Annotated in this window: 14 protein-coding genes; 2 read left to right on the plus strand and 12 right to left on the minus strand. The window is 61.3% G+C overall.

The genetic code is table 11. The features are described from left to right. Positions 1–39: 39 nt before the first annotated feature. A complete protein-coding gene (locus GKC41_RS05270; RefSeq protein WP_154313279.1) occupies positions 40–996 on the minus strand; it encodes a TatD family hydrolase in 957 nt (318 codons plus the stop codon). A gap of 198 nt (positions 997–1,194) precedes the next feature. Between GKC41_RS05270 and GKC41_RS05275 the strand changes: the two genes are divergently transcribed. Next, positions 1,195–2,259 (plus strand): glycoside hydrolase family 43 protein, encoded by a 1,065-nt coding sequence (locus tag GKC41_RS05275; protein WP_154313280.1) that lies wholly within the window; start codon positions 1,195–1,197, stop codon positions 2,257–2,259. On the opposite strand, the gene GKC41_RS05280 is transcribed toward GKC41_RS05275, so the two are convergent. The 5 genes from GKC41_RS05280 to GKC41_RS05300 form a co-directional block, all read right to left on the minus strand. Further along, positions 2,213–2,914, minus strand: a complete 702-nt coding sequence (locus GKC41_RS05280) for a YesL family protein (RefSeq protein ID WP_154313281.1) — start codon at positions 2,912–2,914, stop codon at positions 2,213–2,215. The genes GKC41_RS05275 and GKC41_RS05280 overlap by 47 nt on opposite strands. Then, positions 2,911–3,825 (minus strand): family 43 glycosylhydrolase, encoded by a 915-nt coding sequence (locus GKC41_RS05285; RefSeq protein ID WP_154313282.1) that lies wholly within the window; start codon positions 3,823–3,825, stop codon positions 2,911–2,913. The genes GKC41_RS05280 and GKC41_RS05285 overlap by 4 nt, the downstream gene beginning before the upstream one ends. Before the next feature lie 4 nt (positions 3,826–3,829). Then, positions 3,830–4,789 carry a carbohydrate ABC transporter permease gene (locus GKC41_RS05290; protein WP_154313283.1) on the minus strand — a complete coding sequence of 320 codons (960 nt, stop codon included), beginning with the start codon at positions 4,787–4,789 and terminating at the stop codon, positions 3,830–3,832. Positions 4,790–4,813: 24 nt separating this feature from the next. Further along, the gene (locus GKC41_RS05295; protein ID WP_324612056.1) at positions 4,814–5,743 is read right to left on the minus strand and encodes an ABC transporter permease; all 930 of its coding nucleotides are present in this window, start codon (positions 5,741–5,743) and stop codon (positions 4,814–4,816) included. A gap of 127 nt (positions 5,744–5,870) precedes the next feature. Continuing rightward, entirely contained in the window at positions 5,871–7,517 is a 1,647-nt protein-coding gene (locus tag GKC41_RS05300) for an extracellular solute-binding protein (protein WP_229281646.1), read from the minus strand. A gap of 292 nt (positions 7,518–7,809) precedes the next feature. Between GKC41_RS05300 and GKC41_RS05305 the strand changes: the two genes are divergently transcribed. Next, a complete protein-coding gene (locus GKC41_RS05305; RefSeq protein WP_324612052.1) occupies positions 7,810–8,904 on the plus strand; it encodes a LacI family DNA-binding transcriptional regulator in 1,095 nt (364 codons plus the stop codon). Here GKC41_RS05305 and GKC41_RS05310 read toward each other — a convergent pair. From GKC41_RS05310 to GKC41_RS05335, 6 genes are all read right to left on the minus strand, one after another. Beyond that, positions 8,886–9,617: a hypothetical protein gene (locus GKC41_RS05310; protein ID WP_154313285.1), complete on the minus strand. Its 732-nt coding sequence runs from the start codon at positions 9,615–9,617 to the stop codon at positions 8,886–8,888. The genes GKC41_RS05305 and GKC41_RS05310 overlap by 19 nt on opposite strands. Before the next feature lie 164 nt (positions 9,618–9,781). Next, positions 9,782–10,663, minus strand: coding sequence for a carbohydrate ABC transporter permease (locus GKC41_RS05315; RefSeq protein WP_154313286.1), 882 nt, complete (start codon positions 10,661–10,663; stop codon positions 9,782–9,784). After that, positions 10,660–11,610: a carbohydrate ABC transporter permease gene (locus GKC41_RS05320; protein ID WP_154313287.1), complete on the minus strand. Its 951-nt coding sequence runs from the start codon at positions 11,608–11,610 to the stop codon at positions 10,660–10,662. The genes GKC41_RS05315 and GKC41_RS05320 overlap by 4 nt, the downstream gene beginning before the upstream one ends. Positions 11,611–11,721: 111 nt before the next feature. Beyond that, complete coding sequence (locus tag GKC41_RS05325; protein ID WP_046322308.1) at positions 11,722–13,041, minus strand: ABC transporter substrate-binding protein; 1,320 nt, start codon at positions 13,039–13,041, stop codon at positions 11,722–11,724. 229 nt (positions 13,042–13,270) lie between these two features. Continuing rightward, the gene (locus tag GKC41_RS05330; protein ID WP_154313304.1) at positions 13,271–14,263 is read right to left on the minus strand and encodes a family 43 glycosylhydrolase; all 993 of its coding nucleotides are present in this window, start codon (positions 14,261–14,263) and stop codon (positions 13,271–13,273) included. A 132-nt stretch (positions 14,264–14,395) separates the two neighbouring features. Beyond that, positions 14,396–15,489, minus strand: a 1,094-nt coding sequence (locus GKC41_RS05335) for a glycoside hydrolase family 43 protein (RefSeq protein WP_154313288.1), incomplete at its 5' end; no start/stop codon positions are given.

Raw genomic sequence — 15,489 nt, forward strand, 5'->3', positions numbered from 1 at the left:
AAGCTTAATCCCGGCCTGGCACCGTCCGTCGGACATCCCTCACAGGCCATAAACACGGCGCGTGGTGGCTGCCGTCGCTTCGGCCACTTGGGCCAGGGGGCGGTCCAGGGCATCGGCCATGGCACGCAGGGTGTAGGGAATCATGTATGGGGAGTTGGTGCGTCCCCGATAGGGCATGGGACTCAGGTAGGGCGCATCGGTCTCCACCATGATGTGGTCCATGCCGACCACGGACAGGGCCTGGCGGATTCCCTCGTTGCCCTTGTATGAGACCGTCCCCGAGAAACTCAAATACCAGCCATGCTCGGCAGCCACTCGGGCCATCTGTGCATCCCCCGAATAGGAGTGGAAGATCGTGCGCTCAGGGGCACCGTCCTCCAGCAGGGTCTCAATGACCTGCTGATGGGCGTCGCGGTCGTGGATCTGCATTGGCAAGCCCAACTCCTTGGCCAGGGCGATGTGATCGCGGAAGGCCTGCCGCTGAATCTCTTCGGCCCCCTGACCGGTCCGGAAGAGGTCCATGCCCGTCTCCCCAATGGCCACCACCTGGTCGGGATATGCGCGAGCCAGGCGGACGACCTCCTCAAGCGCCTGCTCGAAGGTGATCTCATGCCAGGGCTGATATTTCAGTGGCAGTCCGTCCGGTCCCGGCACCCCTCGATGGCCGTGAAGGACGGCCTCATTGGGATGGATGGCCAGGGCTGCGTGAACCACCCCGGGATGGGCCAGGGCCATGTCTACAGCCGTCTGCAGATGGGGCAACTCGCAGCCCACGTCGATGGCCCCGACCACGCCCACGGCCCGGGCCCTTGCCAGCTGCTGGTCGACCGTGCGGACGGGGACCGGATCCTGCCCGCGCTCCCTGGCCTGCCGGTCCATCTCCTGGGCAAAGGGGACCACAGAGGCCATGTGGGTATGATCGTCGATGACTCCAATGCCTTCGGGCAGCGGCTCGGGGTCGGGAGCCCAGCTGCGGTCGCGATGATGCCTGCTCATGGTCCACAGTCTAGGGTCCCATGCCACCCAAACCGCGACCCGCCCGGACGACCGGCTCTGTCAAAGGGAAGGTCGGCAGCTAGAATCGCCCATGACGGCCCTGGAACGGTCGGAACGGAAGAGCGAAGAAGCGCCCGCCGTCCGTCCGCCGGTCCCCCGCCGCCGCGGTACCGTTGCCGTAAGCAGGAAAGGTGGAACATGTCTACGGATTGGCAACCCTCGTTCGAGGCGACCAGCGCCTACCTCTTCGTCCACTTCACCGGTCATGAACAGGCTGAGACGGATGAGCAGCTCTACTTCGCCCTCAGCCGCGATGGCCTGCACTGGCATGATCTGCGGGCCCAGGGAGATCCGGTGCTGACCTGGAGCGATGGCGAGGGCGGCGTGCGCGACCCCTATATCGTCCGGGGACCAGACGGCCTCTTCCACATCATCGCCACCGATCTGTCCGTCTACCACAGGGGCGGCTGGCAGGAGGGCAAGGCCACCGTGAACGGTTCCACCGGCCTGGTCATCTGGGATTCACCTGACCTGGCCCACTGGGGCAGGCCCCGCCTGGTGGATGTTGCCTCGGCCATTCCCAAGGCCGGCATGGCCTGGGCACCGGAGGCCTGCTGGGATGCCGACAAGGAGCAATGGATAGTCTTCTGGGCCACGGCTGCCGCCGACAGCGCCGAGGGCCCGGCCGCAGCCGACCTGGCCAATGAGCTGGGCGACGGCATCAACATGTACTACGCCACCAGCGCTGACCTGATCACCTTCTCCCGTCCGGTCAAGTGGATCGACCGCAGCAACGGGATCATCGACACGACCATGCTCAAGGCACCCGACGGCTGGTGGTACCGGGCCTCCAAGGATGACCAGATCACCCTGGAACGCACCCGCAACCCCTATGCGGTCACCCATGAGCTGGTGCGCACGGACGACGACCAGGCCTGGTCCTACCTGTCCAACCTGACCGACATCTTCGGCCAGGGACGCTACTCCTCACGCTATCTGGAGGGCCCTGAGCTCTTCCTCTACAACGATGCCGATGCCACCGGACCCGACGGCAGGGCCATGCCCTTCGGCCTGATCTGCGACCAGTTTGCCGAGGGCCGGGGCTATCTGCCCTTCCGCTCGGCCGATCTGTCATCCAAAGAGCGGCAGGACTGGGCCCTGGTCACGGACATGAACTTCGGCCGGCTGACCAAGCGCCACGGCTCCATCATGCCCATCACCGAGAGCGAGTATCGGATTTTGAAGCGGGCCCTGACCCGCTGACTCGCTTTTTGGCAGGTTCGAGCACATGAACGTCCATGCCCGGCAGCCGTCCCCAGGAATAAACGGCAGCCATGTCTGCAAAAAGCGGCACGGCCAGGCCAAAGGTCACAGCCAGACCCGGCCAGGTGTAGTAGGCCCAGCCCGTGATCATGAGCAGGGCCAGGACCATCAGGGAGCATAGGGGACGCCCAACCACCATGGACAGGGCGGTCCGGGTTGCCCAGAGCGGCCCCTCGTCGAAGTTGGACCGCACCGGCCAACTGAGCAGGACGAAGAGCCCATACAGCAGGTTGAGCAGGAGGAGCAGCCCGGAGACCACCGGTGTCAGGGTGCCCATATCATTGATCATGGTCAACCAGTACTCCCAGATCAGGAGGGCCCAGACCAGGAACTGGGGCCATCCGAAGCGGTTGGCCGCGACCAGTTCTGAGCGCCAGGCCCGGTGGAAGATCATCCAGGTTTGCTTGACCGTCCATGAGCGGTCCCTCAGGTCCAGCAGCCAAGTCCGGTAAGTGGTGCATGTGGCCGCCATGGAGGGGAAGAATCCAACCAGTACCAGTCCCAGCAGAGTGTGAGCCAGAAAGGCCACATGGACTACGAATATCATCATGATGATTCGGCACAGGAACTCGTATCCCACTGCGAAGCGCTTCATCGCCACCCCTTTCCTGGATCCCATTGTTCCCGCCATAGCAGACGAACGCAACCGTCGTCAATCGATATGGGCAGGGTCACCAGCGGAGATTCGCCCAGGTGGTCCGGTCGCCACCGATCTCCGATGTACAGGCAGGGCAGGGCTGGATCCTCTGACAGGGGCACGATGGCGTCGCACTGCGACTGGTAGGTCTGCGTTCCCAGAGGCGCCACAGGCTTCCATGGGCCCCAAGGCCCGCGCAAGTCCCGCGAAACAGCCACCATGTTGTCATTGCAGTCCCAACCGGTCAACTGCGAACCAAACCAGTAGTACCAGTCGCCCCGGTGCAGGAGGATGGGGGACTCATAGCCGAAGCGGCCGTCCCGGCCACGCAGACAGGCCAGATCCTCCACCAGAGACAGATAGTCCCTTGAGAGCCGGTAGATGTGGGTTCCCTGATCCCGGTCCTCGGAGACCAGATACCCGCTGCCATCCCGGTCCTGGAAGGCGAAGATGTCACGGCTGGCATTCATGCCGAACCGCATGGTTGAAAGAGGCCGGAAGGGTCCCTCGGGCCGTTCGCTGACAGCCGTGCCCACATGGGCGTAACGGTAATCACCCTCACCGTCCACATGCAGGTACATGACATAGAGCCCGTTGGCTGGACAGCGCAGAACCCGGGGGCGCTCCACGATCCGCTCCGGAGAGGTCATCCCTCCCGGAGCCCCAACTGGCAGAGCACAGCCCAGATCGTGCCAGTGAACGAAGTCCTCAGTGGTGTAGCAGCAGATTCCTCCGAACCGGCTACCCCCGGTCTTGATCTCGCCATAGGCCAGCCAGCGGCCACCGTCTTTCAGCATGCCCAGGGCGTGCAGCTGGGCCACGGACCCGTCCGCCCGCCTGACCAACTGCACACCCGGTATGAGGCTCATGATCTCATCCCTTGACCGCGCCGATCATGACTCCCTTGTTGAAGTATTTTTGCAGGAAGGGATAGATGATCAGTAGGGGCAGGGTGGATACGATGATGACGCCATACTTGATCTGGTCAGCCAGCTGTTGCTGCTGCAGGACGTTCTGGCCGCCATTGCCGGTGCCCATCTGGTTGGTCTGATTGGCCAGCAGAATGGACTGGAGGACGTTCTGCAGAGGCTCCTTGGCCTCCTGTCGGATGTAAATCAGACCGGTGAAGTAGTCATTCCAGTGGCCCACGAAGTAGTAGAGGCCAATGACGGCGATGATGGCCGAGCTTAAGGGGATGACGATTTTCATGAAGTAGCCGAAGTAGCTCAGTCCGTCGATACGCGCCGCATCATGCAGGTCCTCGGGTATGGAGGTCTCAAAGAATGAACGGGCGATGATCAGGTTCCAAACGCTCAAGGCACCAGGCAGGATGAAGACCCACATGCTGTTGAGCAGGCCCAACTGCTTGTAGAGCAGGTAGTTGGGGATGAGCCCGCCGGCGAAATACATGGTGAAGGTGAACAGGAAGAGCAGCACCCTGCGGGGTTTGAACTCCAGGCGTGACAGCGCGAAGGCCGCAGGCATGGTGACCACCAGGTTCAGAGCCGTGCCCAGGACGGCGTACAGAACAGTATTTCCATAGCCGGTCCAGATGCGGGCATCCTGGAAAACCCTCTGGTAGCCGGCCAACGTGAAGCCCACGGGCCAGAGCGTGACCCGTCCCGAGGAGACCGCCCCCTGGTTGGACAGTGATGCGACCACGATGAACCAGAGCGGGTAGATGACCGCCAGAAGAATGACGACCAGAAGCAGGGCTATGACGATGTCGACGGCCAGATCGCCCGGCTTCTGCTGCTGTCTGGTGTGCTTGTTCCACGGGATGGCCCCAGGGTCGGCCTTGGGTGCCGGTTGCGCGACGTTGCTGCTAGTCATGATGACGCTCCTTATCCTGCACAATCAGAAGATGCTGGTGTCGGTGACCCGCTTGGATATCCAGTTGGCCGCGACCAGGAAGACGAAGTTGATGACCGTGTTGAACAGGCCTATGGCCGTTCCGTAGCTGAATTGGAAAGATTGGATGCCGATCTTGAAGGTATAGGTGGATATGACCTCGGAACCCGGCAGGTTCATGGCGTTCTGCATCAGCCAGACCTTTTCGAAGCCCACGGATAGGACCGAGCCCATATTCATAATCAGCAGCACCACACAGGTGGGCATGATGGTGGGCAGATCCACATACCTGATCAGCTGCAGCCGGCCTGCCCCGTCCATCTTGGCCGCCTCATAAAGGGACAGGTCCACCGAGCTCAGGGCCGCCAGATAGATGATGGCGTTCCATCCACAGTGCTGCCAGACCTCGCTGATCCAGTAGATGGGCGCCACGGCACCGGGGCTGTCCAGGACGTTGTCCTTGCCCAGGAAGCGGCCGATCAGCCCGGTGTTGGGTGTCAGGAAGATGTTGAGCATGGCCACGATGACCACGGTTGAGATGAAGTGGGGCATGTAGGTGATGGTCTGGGCGAATCCCTTGATTCGTTGCGAACCGATCTGGTTGATCAGCAGGGCCAGAATGATAGGGGTGACGAACCCCAGCACCAGCGTCCCCAGGCTGATCTTGAAGGTGTTGATCATGGTGGAGGCAAAGAGGGGCGACTGGAAGAACTGCCGGAAGTACTGCATCCCCACCCATCGGCCACCGGTCAGCCCCTTGGCTGGGACAAAGTCCCTGAATGCCAGCTGGATGCCATACATGGGCACGTAGGCAAAGAGCAGGGTGAAGCCCAGGGCCGGCAGAGCCATGAGCCAGAGCTGCCAGTATTGTCGGAAATGCCAGGCCAGCCGCTTATGCAGAGGCCAGGTTTTCCGCACCTTGTCGTTATCCACCACCTGCGCGTCGCTACCGCGCTCAATCGCTTCCTTGTCCGCACGCACCTTCAACCTCCTTGCCAGAGGAGCCGGCGACCGGCCATGATATACGGAGCCGACCGCCGGACCCCAACCCGCGCCAATCGGCTTACTTGACCTTGAAGGCCTTGTCGTAGGCCTTCTGCCAGATCGTGGTGTTCTGATCGATCTGATACTTCTTCAGATTGCTTTGGAAGTCCCGCCAGGCGGCATCATCCTGGACGCCCCCCTTGGCCAGCCAGTTGGAGACCACAGGCACGGCGTAGTTGAACAGGGCGGTGTTGTTGTTCGCCACGGTGTTCTGATCCGCCTCGCTGATACGCACATAAATAGGCATCATGTCCCGCTCGTGGTCGTAGTGCTTGTACTGCTCCTCATAGGCCTTGTCCACGGCAGCCACATGGTCCATACCCCGGTCGCCCTCAACAGTGACCGCATCAGGAATCCAGCCGGCCAGCCGGTCCTCCAGGGCCGGAATCTTGGCCGCGTCCTGGGCCTGGTGGAACTTGTCGGTGACACGGTAGGCGTGCGGACCGGTCTTCTCCAGGTACTTATCGGTCAGGGAGCCGTAGAGCTGCTGAATGGAGTACTTTTCGGAGTAGAGCAGGTTGATGACCTTCAGTGCGGCATCCTTGTTGGCCGCATTGGCGGACATGGCCATGTGGTAGTCCTCGAACCGGTTGGCCTCGCGCGAGCCGTCCCAGACCACCTTGTCGGCGGAAACCCCGTCGGCCGCAGGCACTGGGATGCTCTCATACTGCTGCGCGATGGCCGACCCGTAGGATCCCACGGCAGAGTCGTCCCAGCCGAAGACCATGCCCACCGTGGCGGTCTGCCCGTCAGATTGGTTGCGGGCGTTGTACTTGTCGCCTTTGGCAGTGACCCAGTCCGAGGGGGCCCATCCCTTCTCGACCATCTCGCGGTAGAAGGCGATGACCTGACGGAACTGATCTGTCTGCATCCAGTTGCCGACCTTGCCGTCGCGCAGATAGATCCCCTGCTGCGAGGGTCCGGAGTTGAAATGGGTGACGATGCCGGTCGAATTCATCATCAGGAAGGGGCTCCACCAGTCGCCGATTTTGCCGGTGACCAGGGCCCGTGGGTTGAAGGCGATCTCGTCGGCCTTGCCATTGCCGTTGGGATCGCGTGTTTTGAAGGCCTCCATGACCGTACGCATCTCGTCCCAGGTGGTGGGGGCCTTGAGCCCCAGCTTCTCCAGCCAGACGCGGTTGATCATCAGATGCTGTCCCGAGGCCAGGAACCCCTTGGTGCGGCTGGATGGCAGGACACGGACCTTGCCGTCTACAGTGACGAACTTGCGGGCTATGGGCTGCTCCTTGAAGAAGCGCTTGACATTGGGGAGCTTGTCCAGGTCATCCCCCAAGGTCTCGAAGGCCGAGGGATTGCGGACGGCATCGTCCGGATTGAAAGCCCTGATGTTCAGATCGTCAATCTCGCCTGCAGCCAGCGAGGCATTCTTCTGCTGCCCCCAGGCATCGTCGCTGACTTCGTGCCATTGAATGGAGCAGTCGCAGTCGGCAGCAAGCTCCTTGGTCCAGGTCATGTCGGCCATTTTGGTTTCGTTGGAGTTTTTCACCACCAGAATCTTGACTATAGGCCGTCCCTTGTCATCGGTGGAGGACCCCCCCCCCCCCCGCCACAGGCGGCGAGAGTGCCCGCCATGGCCAGTGCCGACAGTACGGCCAGGCCCTTCATCATCGTTGCCTTGGTTGTCATGATCAGTCTCCTTCTCCATTCCCGGCCCTTGAAAGGCCTGGCAAGCAAATCGGGTCATACAGGACCCGGGCTGCATTGCCTACGCATACGTCTTTGCATACTTGCAGAGGGTGAAACCTGTCGTCATCCCATAGGAATCGTAACGATTTGATTATGCAGTTTTTGCTACTACCTTGTCAAATCATTGCTGTTATAGGCGCGTTCATCAAATGATAGACATAGAATTATTGCAACGATTCGATAAGCAGGTCGACCTATGGGACCAAACTTAATCCGTCGGTTCCCGGTCAAGTTCGCAAGGAGGCGAAGCGGTGGTAACACTTAAGGATGTAGCGGATGCCGCAGGCGTATCACCATCGACAGCCTCGGCGGCCCTTCGCGGCATGGACATCGTCAAACCGCTTACACGCCGCAAGGTCATCAGACAGGCCCAGCGACTCCACTACTCCACCAACGTATCAGCCCGTGCCCTGCGCTCGGGCCGGTCAGGCATCTTTACCTTGATTGTGCCGGACCTGGAGAACGGCTACTACGCCAGGCTGGCCAACTCCCTGTCCAACCGGCTCTTCGCCAGGAACCTGAAGCTGATCATCCAGGTCAGCCAGTACGACAAGGCCAAGGAGCTCCACCAAATCCAGGAGCTGCGCTCGTCCATGTGCGACGGTCTCTTCGTCTGCTCCACTCACAACAGCGCCCGGGAGATCCAGCAGGTGGCCAACGGGCTACCGGTTCTGCTCTTCGACGATATGAGCGTGCAGAACCAGGCCTGCTACGACTCCATTGAGACTCCCAGCAGGGACGGAATGACCGCCGCAATACGCCATCTGCATGCCTGCGGGCGGCGGAGAATCGGCGTGGTGGGCGGCCATCAGGGAGCCCTGAGCGCCAGCCATGCCCTGAGTGTGACCCTACGGCGGAACCGCTACCGGCAGGCTCTGGACACCATGCAAGACCTGGGCATGGATACCTCCCAGGCTCTGGTCGCCTGTGACTGGTCAACCCCGGCCGGACGGCGGACGGCCCACGCCCTGGTCCGCCAGGGCATGCCCTACGATGCCCTCTGCTGCATGAATGACGCCCTGGCACTTGGCGTCATCCGCGGCTTGGCTGAATGCGGAGTGCGGGTGCCCGAGGATGTCGCGGTCACCGGCTTCGACGGGATTGAACCGGGAGCCTACTCTGTCCCCACCCTGACCACAGTGGCAGTGGATTTCACTGAGATGGCGCGGATGGCCGTCTCCATGATGCTGGATCATGTCGGTCAGCAGGAGGGTCAGGAAGATTCGGACCGAGCCCCTCGCAGAGTTATTGTGGGATACCATCTGCTGAAGCGGGAATCCACCCTGGGACGCCATGTCACAAACACGGTTCAAAGGGACCCGCAAACTCAGTCGAAATCCATATAGTCGACGAAAGCCCGGACGTAGGACGCGGTGTCGGCTACGTTGCTCAGCCCCAGGATGGCATGATCAGGCAGGCCAGGCACCTGCCTCCAACGCGATGAGCGGGAGAGATCCAGACCCATGGCATGGGAGGGATTCGATACCTGCCGGCCCTTGTAATCCACCAGAACGCCCTGGCTGGCCAACCGCCGCAGGTCGTCGCCCTTCAATCCTTGCGAGGGCTTAGCCACCAGCCCACGCTTGCACAGAGTCGGAAAGAGTCCCGCGGGGGCGATCACCATGTTGATCTCGCCGGCGGTGACCCGGGTCAGAGCCTTGGCCGAATCGTCGTAGCCCTGGTCATTCAGCGTCAGGGTCGCCTCCATGTCGACCAGCCGACCGTCCTTGATTCCCCGGTCGCGCATGAATCCCTGCTTGAGGCGGTCGAATCCCGCCTCCTGGGCGCTCATGTTGAAGCCCTGGACTGAAATAAGCGGGTCCGGCGGCCTGGTCAGTCTGGTGACGACCAGGCTGACCAGAAGGGCCAGTACCAGACCAGCGGCCAGAATACCAGGAAGGAAGTGCTGGGCGAAGTAGGGCCAACGCTTATCCGGCGGCAATTGCCTGAAGATGGTCCATTTGGACTGTCCGGCATGGGGATCCGCCGATGCCAGAACCCCCAGGGCCTCCTCCTGGTCGGAGCTCAGCCCATACTGATCGTCCTGACGCTCATCCATGCCTGACCTCCCCGTCCGCAACGTTCACCAGCCCAGTCTAAATCCAGAACAAACAAGGGGCCGACGGAGGTTAGTCATCCCCCGTCGGCCCCTTGGGTACCAAGCATAGCGGCCCGCCCCTCAACGGGCCCTGTACCTGGTGCCGATGATGTCGGCCTCGTCGGTCACTTGATGCCCGTCATGGCGATGCCTTGCACGAAACTCTTCTGGATGAAGAAGAAGACGATCAGCAGGGGCAGCGCCGAGATCAGAGCACCTGCCATGACCACGCCGTAAGGCGTGACCGAGGAGCCGTGCCCGGTCAGCATGGCCAGACCGGCGGTGATGGTCCTGGTCTCCGGGCGGCTGGTCATGATCAATGGCCAGAGCAGGTCGTTCCAGTTGCCCATGAAGTTGAACATGGTCACCACCAGCACCGCGGACTTGGCGTTTGGCAGGATGATCTGCCAGAAGATGCGGAACTCACCGGCACCGTCGATGCGGGCCGCGTTGTCCAGATCCTTAGGCAGGGAGATGAAGAACTGCCGCAGCAGGAAGATGCCGCCCACATCAGCCAGCCTGGGGATGATGATGCCCCAGTAAGAGTTGACCAGACCCATGCTTGCCAGCAGCTTGTAGACCGGGATCAGCAGGGCCATGGCAGGAATCATCATGGTTGCGATCAGGATTCCCAGCAGGAAGCCGCGCCCCTTGAAGTCGATCCTGGAGAGCCCGTAGGCGGCCAGGGAGTCGAAGAAGACCGAGAAGACCGTCACAGCCCCGGCGAAGATCACTGTGTTCATCAGCTGCTTGCCGATGGGCATCCGCTGGAAGAGCGAGGTGTAGTTGTCCAGGGTGAATGAGGAGGGAATCACCTTGGGCGGCCAGGTCTGGGTCAGCTTGTTGGGCGTGAAGGAGGTGATCAGCACAATCAACAAGGGGAAGATGATGATCACCGTCATCAGGATCAGCATGAAGTAGGTCAGGACCCTGGCCACCATGTGCCTGGCATGGGCCCTCCTGAGCAGCTTATCGTGCTCGATTGCGGTAGGAGTCGACTGGCTCATCCGATTTCCTCCTTCTCATGCTTGTTGTTCCAGACCAGCTGGATAACGCCGATGATCAGCGTCATGATCAGCAGGACATAGGACAGGGCCGATGCGTAACCCATCTTGCCGTTGCCGAAGGCCTCGGTGTAGATGCGGTAGACGATGGTCTCCGTGGCGCGGTCGGGGCCTCCGGAGGTCAGAATGAAGACCTGGTCGAAGACCTGGAAGGATCCAATCAGCCCGAAGATGACCACGTAGTTGAAAGTGGGCAGCAGCCCGGGCAATGTGATGTGCAGGAAGCGCTGCCAGGCGTTGGCTCCGTCCAGGGAGGCCGCCTCGTACAGGTCCGGGTTGATCCCCTGCAGACCGGCCAGGAAGATGACCATGAAATAGCCGAAGTTCTTCCATACGGTGATGAAGATGATGGTGGCCAGGGCCGTGGACTTGGTTCCCAGCAGATCCATGTGCTGGATGCCGAAGAGCACCTTGCCCCAGTAGGGTATAAGACCCAGGGAGGGCGAGAGGAGGAAGCTCCAGGCGATGGAGGCCACAGTCAGCGAGATGATGTAGGGCATGAACAGGCAGGTGCGGAAGAAGCCGACCCCCTTGATGTCCTTGCGGTTGAGCAACAGGGCGAAGGCCAGGGCCACGATGACCACCAGCGGCGCATAGGCAACCGCGTAGATGACCGTGTTGCGGAAGTCGGTCCAGAAGTCCGCGTTCGTGAACAGCTCGGCATAGTTGTGCAGACCGACAAAGATGCCCTTACGGTTGATGCGGTCTGTAGTCAGCGAGGTGAAGAAGGTCTTGATGGTCGGGTAGAAGACGAAGACCGACAGAACAATCAGGGCCGGGGCTATAAAGCTCAGCCCTATGCGGATATTGCGCCTGGAAAGAGTTTTCTTGTTCTCCTTGATGGCCGCGTCGGCGCTCTGCGCGGGTGGGATCCCAGTGGTAGTGGACATAGGTACTCCAAAGTGCCGCCCGGACACCGGGCCCGGGCGACGGTCAGCCATGAGGGACCGGCCGGCGGCACTACTGGCCGCCAGACCGGCTTCTCATGGGCGGATGGTCAATCAGTCCTCAGCCTTGTACTCGTCCAGATACTTCTGGATCTTGTTGGAGGCTTTGGACAGCGAGGCGGAAATGTCATCGTCGGTGCGGGCGGTGTTCTGGGTCACTGAATCCAGCGTGGCCGAGATATCACCGAAGCCGCCCTTGAGGCCGGCGATGCCGATGTAGGAGTTGTCCGTGTTTTCGGAGACCTTGGCGATCAGGGGGCGCTTGGAGAGCTCTTCGGTGGTCACGGTCTTGTTGTTCGGCGGATAGGCGGAGCCCAGGGACCACATGACCTGGTTGTCATGGTTGTTGTAGTACTTGAAGAAGGCGTAGATGCCCTTCTTCTTGGCCTCGTCCTTGACCTGCGAGGTGACCCACCAATACAGGCCGGTGGAACCGGTGTTGGAGCCCTTCCTGCCGTCGGGGTAGACATAGGTGCCATCTCCGTTGGGCACGGGGAACAGATCGTGCTTGATGCCCTTGTCGGTGGCTGCCTGGTCCTCCCAGGGGCCGACGATGACCATGGCCGACTGGCCGGATTCGAAGGACTCGCGTGCAGCGGTGTCATCCATGCCGGTCTTGGAGTAACCGCCCTTGTAGAACTCGCGCATCTTCTGCAGGAAGGCCTTGTTCTGCTCGGAGTTGATGGTGACCTTGCCCTTGGTGTCGTATAGACCAGTGCCGTTGCCCTTCATGAAAGCCGCCCATCCGGAGTCGGACAGGGCCATGCCGTACTGGGAACCGTCACCCTTGGTCAGCTTCTTGGCCACATCCAGGAGCTGGTCCCATGTCTTGGGATAGTCCTGATCGGTCAGGCCGGCGGCCTTCCACATATCGGTGTTGTACCAGACGGTGGTGGGTGCGTAGCCCATGGGGACCGCGCACTGCTGCTTCTTGCCATCAATGGTGAACTCGGTCTGCTTGGTCACGTTGGGCAGGTAGTTCTTGGTCTCGTTGGAGGGATCGTCATAGAAGTCCTGCACGCACTGGAAGGTGCCGTCGATGGACCAGCCCTGGCCGTTGTCGGCGCCGGTGGTGACGAAGTCGGGGCCGTCGCCCGAGGTGACCTTGGTGACCATGGTCTCGCCGATGGTGCTCCAGGGCTGCAGCTGGGCATCGATGTGATACTTTTTCTGCGACTTGTTGAAGTTCTCGACGATCTTCTTCAGAGTCTTGCCATCGGCCTCGGAGAATCCGTGCCACATGACGATGTTGGTAACGCCGTCCTTGCCCTTGGCATCCTTGCCACCACTGCCGGAACCGCAGGCCGAGAGCCCTACGGTGCTGAGCGTGGCGAGCGCGATTGCGGCTACCGCAGCCTTTCTGATTGCCTTCATTGTCTCTGTCCTTTCGACATCAAGCAACGGTTACAAAGGAACCGATGACGACCGGAACAACCATGTCCTGCCCATCTGGTCCAATGGCTTGCATCGCTTGGTCACGCTCCCAGATACGTGAACGTAGCCCACGCCTTTGTAAACCGACATCTTTCTAACGTTGCAAATTATATACTACTCGCTTCTCCAACGATGTACAAGCGTGTCGGGCTTGGCCCGGCAATGACGCTCAATGACTACCGTCGGGAGGCAGGATCTGACGGCTTGTCGGGGTCCACCGATCGTCCGGCAGAGGCCGTCCGAAGTCCGGGCCATGGTCGGTCCAAGTGACCAGTCCGACCCTGGCATGGCGGTTGGGATCGAAGAGGGGATCCCCTTCGATATGTGTGTAGTTACGGGCATGGTAGACAATCAGGTCCTGGCTGCCGTCCTCGCTGACCGTGAAACAGTTGTGGCCGGGGCCATACTGATGGTTCTCCTCTGCCGTCTTGAAGACAGGGTGATCGCTCTTGGTCCACGAGGCCGGATCCAGCAGGTCGGCATCCTCACGGGCGGTCAGCATGCCCACCGCGTAAGGGACCCCGGTGCCCGAGGCCGAGTAGGTCAGGTAGATCATGCCCTGGTGAAGCAGGACCGCCGGCCCCTCGTTGACCTTGAAATCAATGCATTCCCAGTCGTATTCGGGCTTGGAGAGCATGACAGGATCAGTGGCCAGCGTCCAGGGATTGGCCATGCGGGCGATATAGAGATTGGAATTGCCCTCGATGGCCGGATCCTTCTGGGCCCAGATCAGGTACTGACTGCCCCCGATCACCGCTGTGGTGGCGTCCAGGGAGAAGGAATCGATCGGGGTATGGATCTGCCCCTTCTCGGTCCATTCGCCTTCCATGGGGTCTTCGTTGGTATTCTCCAGCACATACATGCGGTGGGTGGGCAGATCGGCAGAGCCGAAGTCCTTCTCTGCAGCGGCAAAGTAGATGTACCAGGCTCCGTTGATCTGGTGGAGTTCGGGCGCCCAGATGTACTTGCTCATGGGGCCGGACTCGTGCTTGCGCCAGATAGTGCGCTCAGGTGCGGCCTGCAGGTCATTCAGCCTGGCGGCGGCACGCAGGATGATCCTGTCATAGGCCGGGTAGGAGGCGGTGAAATAGTAGAGGTCCCTGTGCCTGATGACCCAGGGATCGGCCCGCTGGAGTACCAGGGGATTGTGGTATGCGCTCATCATGTGTTCCTATCACGAAGACGGAGGTACTGGTCTATATGACCAATATACAACGTTGAATATTAGCGGACTGCCCACCCTCCGCCGGACGACGAAGTCGGAGGCGGAGAGCTGCTTGGGCAGTGTTCGGGTTCAGCCCCGGGCTCGGCGAATGGCGGTGAACACCAGTGCTCCCAGACCCAAGACGAGGGCCGCAGATGCGGCAGCGACGGGAGCCGACAGGGCCATTCCAGTCGAGGGCAAACGACCGGCCTTGCCTTCCTTGCCGGAGCGACTTGCAGGTGTATGAGTGGAGTCCGTGGCGGGAACAGTCGCATGACCGCTGTCGCCATCGGCATCGGTCAGGGGACGCGAACCCCAGATGGCCGCAGCACCTGCTGCCTTGGAGACGTCGGCGCCGGCCTCGGTGAAGACATCGCCGCCCAGCCCCGAGAAGAATGCGACCGGGTGGCCCTGCTCATCGAGCTGTCGGCCCAGCTTGGCCCGATAGACGCCATGCAACAGAGTGCCCGGATCCGCCGAGTCCACCTTGATGGTCAGGTCGCCGCCAGTCGCGGTCCAGGAGCCCTTCACCTGGCCGCCCAGCCGACCGCCAGCCAGCAGGCTCACCGACACCGACCGGTAGATGGCCGGGCTGGGCAGACCGGACCCCGCATAGTAACGGACCGGATCATGGACCACCACCTGGTAGTCGCCGACCACCTGGCTGGCGGAGACCCTGCCCACCGAGTCCCGGTATTCGAAGGGCGTCATGACCAGCCATCCGTCAGGGGTCTGCACCATCTGCTTGACCCGGACCTGATGTTCTTCCAGGTTGCCCTCAGCACGCACGAAGCGTGTGTGGTAAACGTTAAAGACACGATTGTCGTCAACCAACAGTGCGTTGCCCCCCTGGGAGGTCAGCACCTGGTCCTGTCCGGGCTGGGCGAAGGAGGAGTCGATACGCAGGCCCCGGTTGGCATCCAGATCATTCATTGCACGCCCATAGACGGCCGGCTTGCCGTTCTGGTCCAGGTAGGGGCCGGTAATGGAACGGGAGCGGAATTCACGCATCTGGTAGCCCCCGGTCTGCCCGAGTCCGCCGTAGGAAAGCATCAGATACCACCAGTCGCCCTGATGGACCAGGGCGGTGCCTTCGCCTGAGTTGCCGAAGCCTCCGGCGAGTTTGTGCCCGTAGTAGGCGTCGGACTGGTTGGCCTGGGTGGGGTAGGTGGTGGAGTAGTCGC

Origin of the sequence: Bifidobacterium asteroides, assembly GCF_009683175.1 — a bacterium.
In the GTDB taxonomy this organism is placed as follows: Bacteria; Actinomycetota; Actinomycetes; order Actinomycetales; family Bifidobacteriaceae; genus Bombiscardovia; species Bombiscardovia asteroides_H.

Coding starts and splice junctions, on each gene's coding strand:
- GKC41_RS05270 (WP_154313279.1), bottom strand. CDS start 996: ATGAGCAGGCATCATCGCGACCGCAGCTGGGCTCCCGACCCCGAGCCG.
- GKC41_RS05275 (WP_154313280.1), top strand. CDS start 1,195: ATGTCTACGGATTGGCAACCCTCGTTCGAGGCGACCAGCGCCTACCTC.
- GKC41_RS05280 (WP_154313281.1), bottom strand. CDS start 2,914: ATGAAGCGCTTCGCAGTGGGATACGAGTTCCTGTGCCGAATCATCATG.
- GKC41_RS05285 (WP_154313282.1), bottom strand. CDS start 3,825: ATGAGCCTCATACCGGGTGTGCAGTTGGTCAGGCGGGCGGACGGGTCC.
- GKC41_RS05290 (WP_154313283.1), bottom strand. CDS start 4,789: ATGACTAGCAGCAACGTCGCGCAACCGGCACCCAAGGCCGACCCTGGG.
- GKC41_RS05300 (WP_229281646.1), bottom strand. CDS start 7,517: ATGGAGAAGGAGACTGATCATGACAACCAAGGCAACGATGATGAAGGG.
- GKC41_RS05310 (WP_154313285.1), bottom strand. CDS start 9,617: ATGGATGAGCGTCAGGACGATCAGTATGGGCTGAGCTCCGACCAGGAG.
- GKC41_RS05315 (WP_154313286.1), bottom strand. CDS start 10,663: ATGAGCCAGTCGACTCCTACCGCAATCGAGCACGATAAGCTGCTCAGG.
- GKC41_RS05320 (WP_154313287.1), bottom strand. CDS start 11,610: ATGTCCACTACCACTGGGATCCCACCCGCGCAGAGCGCCGACGCGGCC.
- GKC41_RS05325 (WP_046322308.1), bottom strand. CDS start 13,041: ATGAAGGCAATCAGAAAGGCTGCGGTAGCCGCAATCGCGCTCGCCACG.
- GKC41_RS05330 (WP_154313304.1), bottom strand. CDS start 14,263: ATGAGCGCATACCACAATCCCCTGGTACTCCAGCGGGCCGATCCCTGG.